The sequence below is a fragment of the Streptomyces sp. NPDC048254 genome (genome assembly GCF_043201895.1).
Classification (GTDB): domain Bacteria; phylum Actinomycetota; class Actinomycetes; order Streptomycetales; family Streptomycetaceae; genus Streptomyces.
On sequence record NZ_JBICZJ010000018.1, the window covers coordinates 51,602 to 70,510 of the forward strand.

Below are 18,909 nucleotides of genomic sequence, written 5' to 3' on the forward strand. Positions count from 1 at the left end.
CGGGTGTCACACGTCGCTGCGCAGCAGTCGGTACCCGGCACCGGCGAGTGCGAGCACCGTCCAGCCTAGGAAGACGAGCAGACCGGCCCCGGGCGACAGGCTGGTGGAGTCGTGGGTCAGGGCGAACATCGACTCGCCCGCGTTGCTGGGCAGGTAGGGGCTGATGTCGTCCCGCCAGGAACTGGGCAGCAGGGAGATCAGCCCCGGAACCAGCATCAGCGTGGCGACCAGCACCGAGATGCCGCCCGCCACCGACCGCAGCAGCGCGCCGAGCGCTGTGCCGATCACGCCCACCAGACCCAGGTAGAGACCGGCGCCCAGCAGGCTGCGTACGACACCGGCATGCGAGAAGTCCATCGCCGCGGGCGTGCCGGAGACGATCCGGCTGCCGAACAGAAAAGCGACGAACACGCCGAGCGTCCCGACAACCAGCGCGACCAGCCCGAACACGGCCGCCTTGGACCACAGCACCGGCAGCCGGCGCGGCACCGCCGCCAGGGTGGAGCGGATCATGCCGGTCGAGTACTCACCGGCCGTGACCAGCACACCGAGGACACCCAGCGCCAGCTGGGCGAAGTTCGTACCGAACAAGGACAGGCTCACGGCGGTCGAGCGGGCGAAGTCCGGGTCCATGTGGCCGGAGCCGATCCCGGACTTGTACCGGCTCGATGCGATCAGCCCGAACGCGACCAGGAACAGCAGTCCCAGCCCCAGGGTGATCCAGGTGGACCGCAGGGACCAGAGCTTGGCCCATTCCGAGGCCAAGACGCGTCTGCCGGTCACCCGGTAGGCGGGCCGGACGCTCGCGGCGGGAGGCGCGTCAGGGGTGGTGGCGGTGAGAGTGGTCATGCCGTCCTCCCGAGGGACTCGGCGGTCTCGGCGGTGGTCGTGGCACCCTGGTACTCCACGGCATCCCTGGTCAGGTCCATGAACGCCTGCTCCAGCGACACCTCGCGGGTGCTCAGCTCGAAGAGCGCGATCCCGTGCTCGGCGGCCCTCAGCCCGATCTCCCGCGCGGTCAGCCCGGTCACCTCCAGTTCCTCGGAACCGATGCGCCCGGCGATCTCGACCTCCGGTCCCGCAAGGACTTCCCGCAACCGCGCCGGATCCTGGGTGGCCACGTGGACGCTGTCGCCGCCCGCCTCGCGCACCAGGTCCCGCACGGTCGTGTCGGCCAGCAGCCGCCCCCGGCCCACCACGATCAGATGGTCCGCCACCAGTGCCATCTCGCTCATCAGGTGCGACGACACGAACACCGTGCGCCCTTCCCCGGCGAGCGACGTCAGCAGGTTGCGGATCCAGAGCACACCCTCGGGGTCCAGCCCGTTGACGGGCTCGTCGAGCATCACCGTCTGCGGATCGCCCAGGAGGGCCGCGGCGATCCCGAGCCGCTGGCCCATACCGAGGGAGAAGGCACCGGCCCGCTTTTTCGCCACGCTGCCCAGTCCGGCGAGTTCGATGACCTCGCCGACCCGACGGGACGGGATGCCGTGCGTGAGCGCCAGCGCCCTGAGGTGGTTGTAGGCCGAACGGCCCGGATGGATCGACTTCGCTTCGAGCAGGGCGCCGACCTCCTGGAGCGGAGCCCGGTGCTGGGGATACCGTCGGCCGTTCACCGTGACGGAACCGCTCGTGGGGGCGTCCAACCCGACGACCATGCGCATCGTCGTGGACTTCCCCGCGCCGTTGGGCCCCAGGAAGCCGGTCACGGTGCCCGGTTTCACGACGAACTCCAGGCCGTCGACGGCCGTTTTCTCGCCGTATTTCTTGGTCAGCTGCCGTGCGTCGATCATCGGAGCTCTTTCTCTCGGGCTCGGCGTCCCTGCAATCTGACGCCTCCCCGCCACGCTAAGTCCGTGATCACCCCGAACAGGTCGTACCGGGGGCTGAACTGGGCCGAGCGTGTAGTACCGCGGTACTACGCGACACCGACGACGCGCCGAGGCGAGTACGACAGGTGAAAGTCGCCCTCTCGCATAGCGCATCCGGCGGGCTGAAAAAATACGCAACGGACGTGCAGGTGGGAAGAAGGTTTTTCCAACTTGCCGTAGAGCGCAGTATGGCCGCGGCTTTGCTGCTGTACTCGGGCAATTTTGAACGGGCCGCCGATATCTCGGCGGTGCGGCTCAGCCCGAGGGGGTGTTGTAGTTGACGATTCCGTCCACCATGAGGGCGATCGCGCCGGCCAGGGGGCTGGCCGTCCCCTTCGCCACGACGTCGGGCAGCCGGTGCGCCTCGCCCTCGCTGACCGCCACCATGCCCCAGAACGCGTTGAAGCCCGAAGGATCCGTCGGCTTGTCGGCAGCCGCCCCCACGGTCAGGACGCCGTCCGCCTCGGCCACCTCCAGCGCGCCCATCTGCTGCAACATGTCGGGATCCCGCTCTTCGGTGGCCACCACGCTCCAACCCGTCACCTCTATGTGCCGCAATGCGGCGAGGAGCTTGCCGGCCGTGTCCGAGCCCGTAACAACGATGTCAGGAAGGACAAGGGCCACCGGCCCGTGCGTCATCGGCAGGGCAGACCGGATCGCTCCGTCGAGACCTGGTCCGAACGACTCGTCCTGGAAGACGAAGACCATCTGAAAGGTCTCGGCGTAGCGCGCGAGATGACTCACCGTGTCCAGCTTGTGCGTTCCGAACACGACGACCAGACGCACATGGAGTCCGCTCTTGGCCAGTTCGACAACGGATTCCAGACTGCGGTCCAGCACGGTGACCCCAGGAGCCAGACAGTGCAGCTCCTTCGGGTAGGGCGCCCCGAAACGTGTTCCGAATCCGGCGCAGGGCAGGATGACCGAAACATCGGGGACGGGCACGGACGAACTATGCATCGAGTAGCTCTCCGGTGGTGTTGACGGGCTGCCCCAAGGGCACGCTGGCGCTCACCGTAGTCACTGCGGACGGCTCCCAGGAGAGAAACGCGGCGTTGATCGACCAGGCCGTTCGCGATGTGGCCCGGCGGACGCCTCCCGCTGCCCCCGAAGACACAAGTCCGCGCCGGAATGGCCCAGTTGGCACACAACCGTGTTCAGCAGCACGCGACCTACACTGCTGCCGCATACCCGTGACGAACGACGTACCGCGTCGACGGGCAGCGCTCGAAGCCCGGGCGGAAACGGGCTGGAACGCAGGGAAGACACGACGAAGGAGGACGCGGGATGCGGGTGCTGTTGTCCACATACGGGACGCGTGGCGATGTCGAACCGCTGGTGGCACTCGCGGTGCGGTTAAGGGCGCTCGGTGTGGGGGTGCGGATGTGCGCCCCACCGGACGAGGAGTTCGCCGAGCGGCTTGCGGGTATCGGTGTGCAACTGGTGCCGGTCGGGCCACCGGTGCGGGAGTTGATGCGCGGGACGACTCTGCCGTCGGCGGCGGACCTGTCCCGGTACCGGGCGGAGATGGTCGAGGCGCAGTTCGACGTGTTCCCCGCGGCGGTCGACGGATGTGACGCGCTGGTGGCGGCCGGCCTGGCGCAGGTGGCCGCGCGCTCTGTGGCCGAGGCCGCGGGCATCCGCTACGTGTACGCAAGCTATGCGGCGGTCCACCTGCCGTCGCCGCACCATGCGCCACCACCACGGCCGGGCTGGCCGGAGCCGGGACCGGAGGTGAACGACAACCGGGCCCTGTGGGCGCTGGACGCCCGCAACGTGAACGCGCAGTTCAGCGAGGCGCTCAACGGCCACCGGGCAGCGATCGGTCTGCCACCGGTGGACAACGTCCGCGACCACGTCCTCACCGACCGGCCGTGGCTGGCGGCGGACCCGGTCCTGGGACCGTGGCGGGAGACCCCGGGCCTCGACGTCGTCCAGACAGGTGCGTGGAACCTGGCGGACGAACGCCCGCTCCCGGCCGACTTGGTGACGTTCCTCGACGCGGGTGAGCCGCCGGTCTACGTGGGCTTCGGCAGCATGCGCCCGTCACCGGGCATCGGCCGTATGGCCGTCGAGGCGATCCGCGCACAGGGGCACCGCGTGCTCGTGTCCCGCGGCTGGGCGGACCTGGATCTGGTCGACGAGCGAGACGACTGCTTCGCCGTCGGCGAGGCCAACCACCAACGCCTGTTCGGCAGGGTGGCCGCCGTGGTGCACCACGGCGGCGCGGGAACGACGCTGACAGCCGCCCGGGCGGGCACGCCACAAGTGGTGATACCTCTCCAGCTGTCGGACAACCCGTACTGGGCCGGCCGGGTGGCGGACCTGGACATCGGCGCGGCACTCGATGGTCCACCGCCGACCGTCGAATCCCTGGGCGTCGCGTTCAAGACGGCCCTGTCACCCGAGACCCGGGCCCGGGCAGAGGCTCTGGGGGGCCGGATCCGTACCGACGGAGCGGAGACGGCCGCGAACCTGCTGGTCGAAGCGCTCCGGTAGGCGAGGCCGGCCCGGTGGGAAGAAGCCCCGGCCGGGGCGAGGAGAGCCCGGCCGGGGCTTCAACATGCGCTGAACACCGCCCTGTTCAGAAGTGCTGATCGCGCTGCGACCGGCGCGGTGGACGGCTGCTAGCGTTCGGGCGCATGGAAGACGGGGTGTACGTAGGCAATGCGGGCAAGGACGCGACGGTGGACCGGGGATGGCTGCTCGGGCACTTCAAGGAGCACGGCGATCCTCGCCACAGCGACGCCGTTGAGGTCAAATGGGGTGTCCACCCACGTGGTGAGCAGCGAGTTCAGTGGGTGAAGGGCGAGGTGCGGACAGCTCTCCTGGTCCTCATCACAGGCCGCTTCCGTATGGACTTCCCCGGTCGTAGCGTGCTGCTGGAAGAACAAGGCGACTACGTCGTCTGGGGCCAGGGAGTGGATCACTCGTGGGCCGCCGAGGACGACTCCGTGGTGCTGACCCTGCGCTGGCCTTCTGTGTCCGGATACGCCGCACCGCAGGAGTGAAAAGCCGCACTCCTGCACAAACGTTTGCGAAACCGTGGGCCGACGCCTGATCGGGCACTGAGGATACCCAAATTCCTTGTCAATAGCGTATTTGTGATCGGCCCCCGCCGCCGAAAGACTGTGGCGCGGGTCACTGTTGACCACCTAATCGGTATCCATTTAACATCGGCGGAAATGAGCCACCGCAGGGGTGGCCGGAAAAAACGGACACTTCCTCAACCATTCCTCCGTATGCACTGGCGCAGTTTCATGGAGTTCTGGCAAAGGAAAGGCGCTGCCGGGCAAGCTCGCGCGATGCGCCGCTGAACCCGTGAGGATATCGGCCCGAGACCGGGCGTGGCCCGCCGCACTGTTCGTACATCGGCTCCGCAAGTGCCGAACCGCTCGAAAATAGCTATGCCGGGCATACCTGCATACGATTTGCGTGAAACATTGATCCGTCGGGGGACGCAGGATCCGATTTCCGCCGAGTTCTCTGTCTCGTGAAGGGTAATCCGTGTCTTCCCCACGCATCACCGTCACCCGTCACCCGGACAAAGGAAAATCTCCCGCGCCCCTGTCGCTGGCGCAGGAGCGACTGTGGGTCATGGCGCGCATGGACGGAGACGCCAGCGCCGCCTACAACGAGCCGATGCCCTTCGACATCCGGGGGCCGCTGGACCGGGACCTGCTCATCCGGGCGCTGCATCTGCTCGCGGCCCGGCACGAGGCCCTGCGTACCCGGCTGGTGCCCTCCGGCGGGTCGGCGCTGCAGGTCGTCGATCCGCCGGATACCGGGTTTCCGGTGACCTTCGAGGATCTGACGGGACTGCCTGACGCGGCCGAGCGGTTCGCGCGGACACGGCGGGAAGTGGAAGGCGCCCCGTTCCGCCTGGGCGAGGAGCCCATGGCGCGCGGCTGCCTGGTGGCGCTCGAACCGGACCACCACGTACTGCTTCTGACGGTGCATCACATCGTCTTCGACGGCTGGTCCCGCTCCCTGCTGCTGCGCGAACTGGGCCTGGTGTACACCGCGCTCCAGCAGGGGCAGGACGCGTCGCTGCCGGAACTGACGTGGCAGTACAGCGACTACACCCGCTGGCAGTGGGACTGGATGTCGGGGGAAGAGCCCGCCGTGCACGCCGACTACTGGGCCGCCGCGTTGGCCGACGCCCCGGCCGTGCTCTCCCTGCCCGCCGACCGGCCTCGCCCGCCGGAGCAGGCCTTCCACGGCGACCGGCTGCCCGTGACCGTGGACGAGGACCTGACGCAGGCCCTGCGCGATCTCGCCGCAGACAACGATGTCTCCCTGTACGCGACCGTTCTGACCGGCTGGTCGGTGCTGTTGTCCCTGCTCTCCGGGCAGGACGACATCGTGGTCGGCGCCCCTACGTCGAACCGCCGCCGCGGGGACGTCGAGGGCCTGATCGGCTTCTTCGTCAACACCCTCGCCCTGCGCGCGGACCTGTCCGGCTCGCCCAGCGTCAGCGACGCCCTGAAACGCGTGAACCAGCGGATCCGCGACGCCCTCACCCACGTGGATCTGCCCTTCGAGCGGGTCGTGGAACTGGTCAACCCACCACGGAGCCCTGCCTACACGGCACTGTTCCAGACCATGTTCGCCTGGGTCCCCTCCATGCGTAAGGAGCTCGAACTCCCGCACCTGAAGGTCGAGTTACGCGAGGACGCCGCCCACGTCCCCGCGAAGTTCGACCTGGTCCTGGCCCTGGCCGACGAGGGCAGGCACCTCACCGGGGAGATCGACTACGCGGTGGCACTCTTCGACCGGGCGACCGTCGAACGGTACATACGCCAGTTCCTCCGCGTGCTGCGCCTGATGACCGAACGGCCCGAAGTCGAGATCGCCGACCTGACGTTGCTGGACGAGGACGAACAGCGCGAACTCCTCGCCACCTTCAGCGCGGGGCCCGCCGCGGCCGTACCGGCACCGGCGGGCCTGCTGGAGCGGTTCGCCGCGCAGGTGCGCGAACGGCCGCGGCAGCCCGCCGTGGTGGCCGAGGACGCGGAACTGGACTACGCGACGCTGGACCGCCGGGCCAACCGGCTCGCCGGCGCGCTGATCGCCCGCGGTGCCGGGCCCGACCGCGTGGTGGGCCTGCACACCGGACGCACGGCCGAACTCGTCGTCGGTGTGCTCGGCATCCTCAAGTCGGGGGCCGCCTACCTGCCCCTCGACCCCGGCCAGCCTCCGGAACGGCTCACCGCCATGGTGAGCGACGCCGCACCGCTACTCGTGCTGACCGACCAGGCGGACGGCGCCGGCGATGACCGGCAGCTGTGGGAGAACCTGGCGAAGGTGGAGGCCGAGGGGACGCGCGACGAAGTGCCGGGCATCGACGCGGACCCCACCCGGCTCGCCTACGTCATCTACACCTCGGGATCGACCGGCCGCCCCAAGGGCGTGGCGGTGACGCACGGCAGCGTCGTCAATCTCTTCGACCACTGGCGTGAACTCATGGGAGACGCCCCCGGTGAGGCGTCGTCGGCCTGGTCGAGCATCGGCTTCGACGCGTCCGTGCACGAGCTCCTCCTGCCGTTGACCACCGGGGCGGTGCTCCACATCGTTCCCGACGAACTCCGGGGCGACCCGGGAGCGTTGCTGGGCTGGCTGCGCGAACGCAAGGTCACCCAGGCGTTCCTGCCTCCCTCCTACGTCCTGTGGATCGACGAGGATCCGGCAACGCGACTGGCCGGGCTGAGCCTGCGTCAGCTCCTCACCGGAGTGGAGTCCCTGCCCGAGAGCGCCCTGCACCGCATGCGCGAGCTGCTGCCAGGCCTGCGCGTCTGCTTCGGCTACGGCCCGACCGAGGCGACGCTCTACTCCACCGCCTACACCGACCCGCAGCCGTACGAGCGGTCGTGCCCCATCGGGCGGCCGCTGCCCGGCACACGCCTGTACCTGCTCGACGACCGCATGCGCCCGGTACCGGTGGGGGTTCCCGGTGAGGTCCACCTCGGCGGAGCGAGCCTGGCCCGCGGATACCTGAACCGGCCCGACCTCACCGACGAGCGCTTCCTGCCCGACCCGTTCCTGCCCGGCGAACGCGTCTACCGCACCGGCGACCTGGCGCGCTGGCTGCCGGACGGCAACGCCGAGTACGTCGGCCGCCGGGACGACCAGCTCAAGCTGCGCGGCTTCCGCATCGAACCCGGCGAGGTCGAGGCAGCCCTGCTGGCGGTGCCCGGGGTGCGGGAGGCCGTGGTGCTGGCCGACCGCGACACACCGGGCGGCCCCCACCTGGTGGCCGGGGTGGGATGTGACGCCGAAGCCACGCGGACGGCGTACGAGTGGCGCGCGGCACTCGGCGACCGCCTGCCGGACTACATGATCCCGGTCGTGGTGGCCGAGTTCCCGCGGCTGCCGTTGAACCGCAGCGGCAAGGTGGACCGGACGGCAGTGCTGCGCGCCGCGGCAGGAGCCCGCTCGGAGCGGGTCAACACGGCCGCACCCCGCGACCACGTCGAGATGGCGCTGTACCGGATCTGGCGGCGGGTGCTGCTGCACCCGGACATCGGAATCGGTGACAACTTCTTCGAGCTCGGCGGCACGTCGATCTCGGCGATCAAGATGGCGTCCGCCGTCCAGGAGGAACTCGGCGTGCCGCTGCCGGTCCGGGACGTCATGCTGCACCCCACCATCGAGGCGCTCGCCGAGCGGGTGCGCGGCAACGGCGCCGAGGCCTCGCCATCCGCCGAGCCCAGCAGCCTGGTGGAGTTCCGCGCAGGAAGCGGCGGACAGCGCGTGGTGTGCGTGCATCCCGCCGGCGGCACCGCGTTCTGCTACCTGCCGCTGTCCACCGAACTGCCCGACGACGTCGGCGTGGTGGGACTTCAGGCGCCCGGCATCAACCCCGGCGAGTCCACCCTGCCCGGTGTCGAGGCGATGGCCCAGGAGTACCTGCGGCTCGTCGCTCCCCAACCGGACGAGGCACTGGTGCTGTGCGGTCTCTCCTACGGCGGCCTGATCGCGTACGAGATGGGCCGCCACCTGGTGACGGCAGGACACGAGCGGGTGAGCGTCGTCCTGCTCGACACCCATGGCGCGGAGGACGCGGAGCAGCGCGCCGCGATCGCGCCGGTCGGCATGGAAGAGTTCCGGGAGAAGCTGGTGCGCTTCAACGGCATGTACCCGGGCATCGACGACGACCAGGTGGCCCGGTACCTGACCGTCTACAACCACCACCGCGAGACGGCGCGCGACTACGCCGTACCCGAATCGCCGGCCCGCGTCGTGCTGATGCAGGCGACGGCCGTGGAGGACGAGGACGGCGGGGACGCGGCCGCCCGCCTGCGCGCGTTCTGGCGGCGCCGCGTCAGCGGTCACCTCGTGGTCGAGCCGGTGGCCTGCGGTCACTGGGACATGTTGGAGAGCGACGAACTGCCACGCGTCGCCGCCGTCCTCGCCGCCGAACTGAACCGGCCGGCAACCGCCCCGGGTGGCACCGGGACGGAGCGCACGACACTTTCCGGCACGTCGGAGGCATGATGAAACCCCGCGTCGAAACTTCCCCCGCCGACGTGGCCGAGGACCTGAGCGCACCGGTCGGGCTCGCCCTCGCGATACACCGCCAGGCCCTGCGCTCCCCACAGGCGGAGGCGGTCGCCGACGGCGACGTACGGCTCGACTACGCGACGCTGAACGCCGCGGCCGCCGCCGTGGCCCGGGCCCTGGGCCGCCAGGGCGTGACCCCCGGGCAGGCCGTGGCCGTGGCGCTGCCGCGCTCATGGCGGCTGGTCTGCGTCATGCTGGGCGTTCTGCGTCTGGGCGCCCAGGTGGTGCCGCTGGACACCCAGAGCCCCGCCGAACGCCGCCTCTTCATCCTGCGGGATTCCGCAGTGGCAGCCCTGGTGTACGCCGCCCCGGGGAGCGTCACCGAGCTTTCGCACGGCATCAAGGCGATAGCCGTGGACACTCTGCTGCCCGAACTCCCGTCCGCCGCGCCCGCCGTGCAGGCGCCGGCCGCCGCCGGCGAGGTGTCCTTCCTGTTCTACACCTCCGGAACGACCGGACAGCCCAAGGGCGTCGAGGTCCGCGACGCCGGAGTCATGCGGCTGGCCCGACCCGGCTACATCCGTGTCGAGCCCGGCCTGCGCTATGCGTGTCTGGCGAACCCGGCCTTCGACGCGCTGAGCTTCGAGGTCTGGGCACCCCTGCTCACCGGTGGTTGCTGCGTGGTCCTGCGCGACGGGGACGTGCAGAGCCCCGAGCGGCTCGCCGCCGCACTGCGGCGCGAGCGGGTGGACACCGTCTTCGTCACCACCGCGCTGTTCAACGCGACGGTCACGGCCGTGCCGGACTGCTTCGCCGCGGCCGGCGAGGTTCTCGTGGGCGGTGAGCAGCTCAACCCCCGGGTGATGCGCCGCTGGTACCGTGACAACGCCGACAGCGGCACCCGGCTGTTCAACATCTACGGGCCGACGGAGTCCAGCACCTTCGCCCTGTGCCATCCGATCCCGCGGGACTTCGACGGTGACGTGGTGCCGATCGGCCGGCCCCTGCCGGGGACCGATGCCGTCCTGGTCGTGCCGGGCCAGGAGCGGGTCGCCGCACCCGGTGAGGTCGCCGAACTCCTGCTGAGCGGCGCCGGACTCGCCCTCGGGTACCGCAACCTCCCCGAGGAGACCGAGCGGCGCTTCGTGCGGCTCGCCTGGCTCGACGGCGGCCAGGAGCGGTACTACCGCACCGGTGACCTGGTACGGGCCGACGACGAGGACCAGGTGGAGTACGTCGGACGAACCGACCGCCAGGTCAAGGTCCGTGGCTTCCGGATCGAGCCCGGCGAGGTGGAACGGCACGTTCTCGCCCACCCGGCGGTCCGGCGGGCCCACGTGTGCACACGCCGCGCGGGCCAGGAGGGGCCGAACGAACTGCTGGCGTTCGTCGTCCTGCAACAGGAGCTGTCCTACCGGGAGTTCGACAGCCACCTCGCGGCCCGCCTGCCCGCCTACATGCGTCCGCACCAGATCCATCTCGTGGCGGAACTGCCGCTGAACGCCAACGGCAAGGTCGACCAGGCAGCGCTGCTGCGGCAGGCCGGCCGGCCCTGGCGGCCGGCCGCCTCCGGCGGACCGGCCCCGACGGAGACGGAGCGCGAGGTCATCGAGCTGGCCGAGGAGATCCTGGGCACCACCGGCCTCGGGCTCGGTGACCGGTGGATCGCCGGCGGCGGCGACTCGTTGAAGGCGCTGCGGTTCTGCTTCGCCGTCCGGCAGCGGTGGGGCTGCGACCTGGCACAGGCGGCCGTCCTCCACGGCGACCTGGCCGCGATCGCCCAGGCCGTCACCGCGGCCGGCCCCGGCGGGGAAGGCGCCTGTCCGGCACCGGTGGTCGCCGGTGCCCGCTCGGCGCACGCCACGAGCGAGCAGCAGCGGCTGTGGCTCCTGCAGCGCCGAGCACCGGGCTCCCGGGCCTACTCCGTCAACCAGGCCTTCCGCGTCGACGGGCCCGTCGACACCGCTGCCCTCCGGCGGGCACTGCGGACCCTGGTGGCCCGCCACGCGGCACTGCGGACCGGCTTCGCCCTCGGGCCGCAGGGACTCCGGCAGACAGTCGGTGAAGCGTACGACCCCTGGTACGAGCCGGGCACACGGCGGGCATGGGACGAGGAAGGAGCGCAACGCTTCGCCGACACCTTCTTCGCCGAGCCCTTCGACCTCGCCGTCCCCCGTATGCTCCGGGCCTGCTGGCTGCCCCGCGACGGCGGCGGCACGCTTCTGCTGCACCTGCACCACATCGCCGTCGACGGCTGGTCGCTGAGCATCCTGCTGCGGGACCTGTCCGCCGACTACGCCGGGGCCATCGAAGCCGGAGCCGGAGCCGGAGCCGGAGCCGGAGCCGGAGCCGATGCCGATCTTGATGCCGACGCCGGCGCCGAACCCGGCCGGAACACGGCCCCGGCTCCCAACCCACTGGACTTCGCCGCCTGGCAGAGCGGCTGGTTCGCGAGTGCGGCCTACCAGGCACAGCGCGACGAACTCCTGGCGTACTACCAGGCCTTGGAGGAGCCCCAGGAGCCGCTGCCCGCCCAGGACGCGGATCCGGCACCGCGGGCGCGGCTGCTGCACACGTCGCTCGACGTGGTGCGCCGGGCCCAGGTGGACCGGCTCTGCGCCGAGTTCGGGCTGACCCGCTTCCAGGTGCTGCTGTGCGTGTTCTCCTGGAGCCTGTACGGCGTGACGGGCCTGGTCCGCCCGCGCATCGCCGCCCCGGTCGCCAACCGCCCGATACGCGAGTTCGCGGACAGCGTGGGCATGATGGCGAACACCGTGCTGCTGCCCGTGGCCGTGGTGCCCGGTGAGGACCTGCGCTCGCACCTCGTCCGCGCGAGGACCGGCACGGGGCAGGTGCTGCGCCGCCAGGACGTGGCGCTCGCGGACGTCCTGACCGGCTGGCAGGCCGTCGGCGACGACACCCCGTTCGATCTCCTGTTCGTCCTGGAGAACACCGACTTCGGGGCGCTGCGGCTGACCGGCTGCGTCCAGCGCCCCCTGTGGTGGGCCGCCCCGGAGGCCAAGTGCCCGATGACGGTCTCCGTGGTCGAGCATCCCGACGGGCTCGACCTGCTGTGGGAGTACGCCGAGGACCGGTTCACGAGCGAGGCCGTCGAGGCGATGGCCGAACTGTTCCGGCGGGGCGTGGACGCGCTCGCGTCCGGTGGCCGCTCCACCGCGCGGGAACTGGTCGCGCCGTACCGGCGGACCCTGCCGGAGCACGGGCGCGGGCCCGCCCCGGAACCGGGCTTCACCACGATCGCCGACGGCTTCGCACGCCAGGTCGCCCGCACCCCGGACGCCCCCGCCGTGATCACGGCCGACGGGAACACCCTGAGCTACGCGGCACTCGACGCCCGCGCCGCGAACCTCGCCGCGGAACTGGCCGACCGCTACCCGATCCCGGCCGACGGCAGCCCCTGCCGGGCGGCCCTGTACCTGAACCCGTCCGCCGAGCATGTGGTGGCCCTGCTGGCACTGTCGCGGCTGAACGTCACCGCCGTCCCCCTCGACCCCTCCTACCCGGTCGAAGTGCTGCGCCGCGTCCTGGAGCGGGTCGACCCGCTGTGCGTCCTGGCCACGCCCGACGGCACGGCGGCGCTGGAGACGCTGCTCCCGGACGGCGTGGTGTCCCACCTCGTCGCCCTGGCGGACCCGGCACCGGGGGAGGGCGACGGCGCGGGCGCGCCGTACGACGGGCGCACGCACGACGGCGCCCGACCGCTGTACACCCTGTTCACCTCCGGCTCCACCGGTGTCCCCAAGGGTGTCCAGATCCACGACCGCACGCTGTGCGACCTGATCCGGTGGCAGTCCGGCCCCGGTGGTCTCACCGCCCCGGCGGCCACCCAGCAGTTCTCCATGCTGGCGTTCGACGTCTCCTTCCAGGAGATCTTCGGGACGCTGTGCACCGGCGGCAGCCTGCACCTCGTACGCCCCGAGTGGCGCCAGGACGTCCCCGCGCTGCTGGAACGCCTGGAATCCGCGGGCACCGAGCGGATCTTCATGCCCTACGTGGCCCTGCAACTGCTCGCCGAGTACGCGGTCCGTCTGGGCAGGTTCCCCTCCCGGCTGCGCGAGGTGGTCACCGCGGGCGAGCAGTTGGTGTGCACCGACACCATCCGCCGCTGGTTCGCCGGAATGCCCGGCGCCCGCCTGTTCAACCACTACGGGCCGACCGAGACGCACGTGGTCAGTGCCCTGTGCCTGGAAGGCGACCCGGGTCAGTGGCCCGAGCGGCCCGCCATCGGACGCCCGGTGGCCGGCGCCGACCTGCGCGTGGTGGACGCCCAGGGCGACCCGGTTCCGGCCCGGTGCACCGGCGAGCTGCTGATCGGCGGCACCATGGCCACCCGCTGCTACCTCGACGAACCGGCTCTCGACGACGCCCGGTTCGTCGAGGTGCCCGGTGCGGGCCTGTTCTACCGCAGTGGCGACCGGGCGTGGTTCGACGGCGAGGGCCTGCTGCACTACGCGGGCCGCGACGACCAGCAGATCAAGGTGAGCGGGCGCCGGCTGGAACTCGGCTCCGTCGAAGCGGCCCTGCTGCGCCATCCGGCGGTGGTCAACGCCGTCGTCGCGCGGGACGGCGACCGGCTGACGGCCTGTCTGGAGATCCGTGGCGAGTCCCCGTCCGCCGACGACCTGAGCGCGCGGCTGTCCGCATCGCTGCCCTCCTATGTCCGTGTGGACCGCTTCCGGAGACTGCGGACGCTGCCGCGCACCCCCAGCGGCAAGCTGGACCGGCAGGCGGTGCTCCGGGCACCGGGCGAGGAGATACGCCGTTCGGTCCGCGCCCGCACCGGGCTGTCGGCCGAGGAGGAGCGGCTCACCGCGGCCTTCGAGGAGGTCACCGGGGCGACGATCGAACCGGACCAGACCTTCTTCGAGGCGGGCGCCTCCAGTCTCGCCCTCATGCGCTTCCATCTGCGCTGCACCACTGAACTCGGTTTACGCTTCGGCATAGCGGACCTGTTCGAGCACGTCACGGTCCGCTCCCTGGCCCGCCACCTCGCCGCCGGCCACCTCCCCGGCCCCCGGACACCCGCCGCGCCGGCCGGGAAAGACGGTGGGACCCCGGAGCCCGGCGAACCGATCGCGGTCGTCGGCATGGCGGTGCGGGTGCCCGGCGCCCCGGACCTGGCGGCCTTCTGGGACCTGGTGGTCTCCGGCGGCACCGGTATCCGCCGTGTCGACGCCCCGGAGGGCGTCATCGGCGCACACAGCACGCTCGACGGGCCGCTCGACTTCGACCCCGGCCACTTCGGCATCAGCCCCCAGGAAGCACGCCTGATGGACCCCCAGCAGCGCCACCTGCTGATGGCCTGCGTGCAGGCACTGGCACACGCCGGAGTCGGGGACACGTCGGCCGTGCGCGTGGGCCTGGTGGCCGGTGCCGGGGAGAACACCTACTTCCAGTCGATGCTGCGCGAGGCGGACCCCGGCCGGCTGCCCGACGGCTTCGAACTCGCCCTGCACCACGAGAAGGACTTCCTGGCCACCAAGGTGGCGTACCACCTCGGGCTGACCGGTCCCGCCTTCAGCGCCCAGACGGCGTGCTCCAGTTCCCTGGTCGCCGTGCACCTCGCGGCCGGCCTGCTCCGGCAGGGCGAGGCCGAGGTGATGCTCGCCGGGGGAGTGCTCGTCGACCCCGGGCTGACCGGCGGCTACCGCTACCGCCCGCAGCACATCTTCTCCGCGGACGGCGACTGCCGCCCCTTCAGCGACGACGCGACCGGCACGGTCGGTGCGAGCGGCGTCGGCGTCGTGGTCCTCAAACCGCTGCGGCAGGCACGGCGCGACGGCGACACCGTCTACGCACTCGTCACAGGCTCCGCGATCAACAACGACGGTGCGGCGAAGATGAGTTACGCCGCGCCGTCCCTGGCCGGGCAGCGCGAGGTGATCCGGACCGCCCTGGCCCGCGCCGGACGCACGGGTGCCGACCTCGGCTACGTGGAGGCGCACGGAACCGGTACTCGGCTGGGCGACCCGATCGAAGTGGCCGCGCTCCGCCAGGCGTTCGACGTGAGCGAGTCCGGCCGCTGCGCGCTCGGCTCCGTCAAGAGCCAGCTCGGCCACATGGGCGCTGCCGCCGGTGTGGTGGGCCTCGTGCGCGCCGTCCTCGCCGTGCACCACGGGAGCGTCCCGCCCCACCTCAACTTCCGCGCCTTCAACCCGGAGATCGGCCCCGACCCCACCCCCTTCCACGTCCCGGCCCGGGCCACGCCCTGGCCCGGGGGACGCGCCCGGGTGGCCGCGGTCAGCAGCTTCGGGATCGGCGGCACCAACGCCCACGTCATCGTGGAACAGGACACCGGGACCGGCACCGCCGCGACCGGCGCCGTACCGAAGTGCCTGGTGCTGTCCGCCTCCAGCGTGGACGCCCTCGCCGCCGACGCCGCCCGGATCGCCGACTACCTCCGACTGCGGCCCGACCGCTACGACTCCGTGCTGCGCCATCTGCAGAGCGGACGTGCGGCCCGGCGGCTGCGGACCGCGGCACCCGTCGCGGACGCCGCCGCCGCCGAGCACTGGCTGCGTGCGGTGGCCGCGGGAGAGGTCCCGCACGGTACCGCGGACCCGGACGCCGCGCCGGTCTCCGCCGTCGGCCGCTCGGCCCAGGACCTCGCCGAGGACTGGACCGCCGGAAGACCCGTCGACTGGCGGCCGGGCCCCGCCCCGGCGCCCTGGGACTTCCCGCCCCCGTCCTTCGCGCTGGCCGAGTACGACTTCGACCGCACGCCCAAGGCCCTGGCCACGCAACCCCGGCGGCTGCCCCAGGCCGACTGGCTGCACCAGCCGCACTGGGTCCGGCTGCGCCGCGCCTCCGTGGCGGGCACCACCGCACCACTGGCTGGCCGCGCCTCCGTGGCGGGCACCACCGCACCACCGGCCGGCCGCGCGTCCGTGGCGGGCACCACCGCACCACCGGCCGGCCGCGCGTCCGTGGCGGGCACCACCGCACCACTGGCTGGCCGCGCGTCCGTGGCGGGCACCACCGCACCACCGGCCGGCCGCGCGTCCGTGGTGGTCGTCGTGGCCGCCGAGAGCACGCCGCAGGCAGCGTTCGCGCCGTTCCAGGCCGTGGCGTCACGCGTGGTACGGGTGCATCCGGCCGGCGCCTTCGCCCGCAGGGGACCCGACGTCTTCGACGCCGACCCGGCCGACCCGGCGTCCCTGCGCCTGGTGTTCGACGCGCTGTCCGGGGCCGGCCCCGACGACGCCCTGGCCGACGCGGAGTGGATACACGCGCTGCCCTTGGACGTGACGGGGCCGGTCGGTCCCGGCACGCTGGAACACGCCCGCCACGCCTGCCTGGACACCACGGCGGCCCTGGCCCGGGCACTGTCCGGGCGGACCGGCTCCCCGCGCGTGTGGTGGCTGTCGTACGGCGCCCGGCCGGTGTCCGGGACGGTGGACAGGCCGGAACTGGCGCTCCTCGCCGGGCCGGTCGAGGTCGCCCCCCAGGAGGCCGCCCTGGACGGCCACTGGCTGGACCTCCCCGACGGCGACCTCACCCGCTGGGCCGGACACGTGGCCTCGGTCGTCGCCGGAGCACGCCGAGCCGGGCATCCCGGCGGCCCGGTTCTGCCCCGGCAACTCGCGCTGAGGCGGGGCTACTGGTGGCGACCGGGCACCACGCCCGTACCGGCGCCGTCCGGCACCGAGCCCCTCGTACCGTCCGGTGCGGACGCGGTCCACCTGGTACTGGGCGGCACGGGCGGCATAGGCCGCGCCATCGCCGCCTGGCTGCTGGAGCACACCTGCGGCCGGGTCCTGCTGCTGTCGAGGAATCCGCGCCTGCCCGCGGAACTGACCCGCTGGGCCGACCGCGTAGGCCTCGTCCCCGCGGATCTGGCGGCGCTGCCCGTCGACGAGGTGGCGGCGGCCGTCGCCGGGCACACCGCCCGGCTGGACGGCGTGATCCACGCGGCCGGCCTCGGATTCGGGGGGCTGCTCGTCCGACGCGACGCCACCGCGATGCGCGACGCCGCCGCGGCCCGGGAGCGGGGCGCACTCGTCGTGGAGCACCTGATCGAGACCTTCCGTCCGGAGATCGCGGTCTACTGCTCCTCGATGTCCGCCCTGCTCGGCGGCGTCGGCCAGAGCGACTACGCGGCCGGCGCGAGCCTCCTCGACGGCTTCGCCCACCACCGCGCCCACGAGACGGAGACGACCGTCCGGATCGGCATCGACTGGGACGTCTGGAGCGAGACCGGAATGGCGACCCGGGTCCTGAACCAGGACAGCCGCCATCAGGCCCACCTGGCGGTCGGCCTGACCGTCGAGGAGGGCAAGGCGGTCTTCGCCCACGCCCTGGCCCTGCAACTGCCGCAGCTTCTCGTCTCCACCACCGACATCGATGTCTCCCGCGCGTTCTACGCCCCCTCCGCCGGCGACCCGGCGGAACCGCTCACCCCGCGGTCCGGGCCGGCGCACCGCACGGACGGCGAGGCGGGTGCCCCGGAACCGGACCGTGCCGGGGAACGGGCGGACGCCATGACCCGCGTGATCCGGGACCTGCTGGGCGTGGACGAACTGGACCCGGACGACTCGCTGTACGACCTCGGCGCCGACTCGCTGACCCTGATCAGCGTGATCGCCACGATCGAGGAGGACTACGGAGTCGAGTTGGACCTGGCCTCCTTCAGCCACCGGGTCAGCCTCACCGAGATCCTCAAACACATCGAGGCGGCCCTCACCTCCGCCGAGCCCATCCCCAGCGCGGCCGGGAACACGGCCTCCCGGGTCGTCCTCGACATCTGGCAGGAGGGAACCGGCTCGGCCGTCCTGTGCCTGGTGCACCCCGTGGGCGGAGACATCCAGGCCTACCGGTCCCTGGTGGCGGCGCTCGGGCCGGCACCGACTGTGTGCCTCATCGCCGATCCGGCCCTGCGCGACGCAGCGATGCCCGCGTGGTCACTGGCCGAACGCGCCCGCCACTACGACACGGAACTCCGTGACCGCTTCGGCGGCTCCGGCCACCGGCTCCACCTGGCCGGGTGGTCCTACGGCGCCCGGGTGGCCATGGAGATGGCCGGCCTGGCGGAGTCGGCCGGCCGGCCGTTGGAGGCGCTGTACCTGCTGGACCCGCCGCCACCGCAGGCGGACGCGCTGGTCGCCGCCTACGACGAGACCCACCTCGAGAAGGTGTTCGCCGCCGAACTCGGCACCGGTGTCTCATCGATGTCGGCGGAACACGCGCAGGCATACGCGGAGAGGCTGGCCCGCTGCTGCCGGGCGAACCTGCGCAGCCTGGGCGAGCACCGGGTACGGCCGCTCGCCTTCGTCCCCACGTTCCTGTGGCTGGCCGGACAGCCCACGGCGGGTATGCCCGCACCCGGCGACCCGCGGGAGACGGACCGTCAGTGGAGTGCCTGTCTGCCCCCCTCCGCCGTACGGCGGTCCCTGCCCACCGACCACTACGGCATCGTCGCGGCACCTCATGTGCACCGGGTGGCCGAGACCATCAAGGCGACGCTGGCGGACCCGGCGACCGGCGCCCGGACCCGCCGCGACCGAGGCCTGTAACC

Annotated in this window: 7 protein-coding genes; 4 read left to right on the forward strand and 3 right to left on the reverse strand. The window is 72.0% G+C overall.

What is annotated here, in order from left to right; all coding sequences use genetic code 11:
- Positions 1-6 precede the first annotated feature (6 nt).
- From ACGFZQ_RS38515 to ACGFZQ_RS38525, 3 genes are all read right to left on the reverse strand, one after another.
- Positions 7-849, reverse strand: a complete 843-nt coding sequence (locus ACGFZQ_RS38515; protein WP_393844306.1) for an ABC transporter permease — start codon at positions 847-849, stop codon at positions 7-9.
- Positions 846-1,793 carry an ATP-binding cassette domain-containing protein gene (locus tag ACGFZQ_RS38520; RefSeq protein ID WP_393844307.1) on the reverse strand — a complete coding sequence of 316 codons (948 nt, stop codon included), beginning with the start codon at positions 1,791-1,793 and terminating at the stop codon, positions 846-848. Before ACGFZQ_RS38520 ends, ACGFZQ_RS38515 begins: the two co-directional genes overlap by 4 nt.
- Before the next feature lie 333 nt (positions 1,794-2,126).
- Positions 2,127-2,816, reverse strand: coding sequence for a hypothetical protein (locus ACGFZQ_RS38525; RefSeq protein ID WP_393844308.1), 690 nt, complete (start codon positions 2,814-2,816; stop codon positions 2,127-2,129).
- Positions 2,817-3,158: 342 nt separating this feature from the next.
- On the opposite strand from ACGFZQ_RS38525, the gene ACGFZQ_RS38530 reads away from it, so the two are divergent.
- The 4 genes from ACGFZQ_RS38530 (at position 3,159) to ACGFZQ_RS38545 (ending at position 18,907) form a co-directional block, all read left to right on the forward strand.
- On the forward strand, positions 3,159-4,370 hold the full coding sequence (locus ACGFZQ_RS38530) for a glycosyltransferase (RefSeq protein ID WP_393844309.1): 1,212 nt from the start codon (positions 3,159-3,161) through the stop codon (positions 4,368-4,370).
- 143 nt (positions 4,371-4,513) lie between these two features.
- Entirely contained in the window at positions 4,514-4,882 is a 369-nt protein-coding gene (locus tag ACGFZQ_RS38535) for a signal peptidase I (RefSeq protein ID WP_351743068.1), read from the forward strand.
- Positions 4,883-5,468: 586 nt separating this feature from the next.
- A complete protein-coding gene (locus tag ACGFZQ_RS38540; protein ID WP_393844310.1) occupies positions 5,469-9,368 on the forward strand; it encodes an amino acid adenylation domain-containing protein in 3,900 nt (1,299 codons plus the stop codon).
- A complete protein-coding gene (locus ACGFZQ_RS38545; protein WP_393844311.1) occupies positions 9,365-18,907 on the forward strand; it encodes an amino acid adenylation domain-containing protein in 9,543 nt (3,180 codons plus the stop codon). The genes ACGFZQ_RS38540 and ACGFZQ_RS38545 overlap by 4 nt, the downstream gene beginning before the upstream one ends.
- Positions 18,908-18,909: the final 2 nt, after the last annotated feature.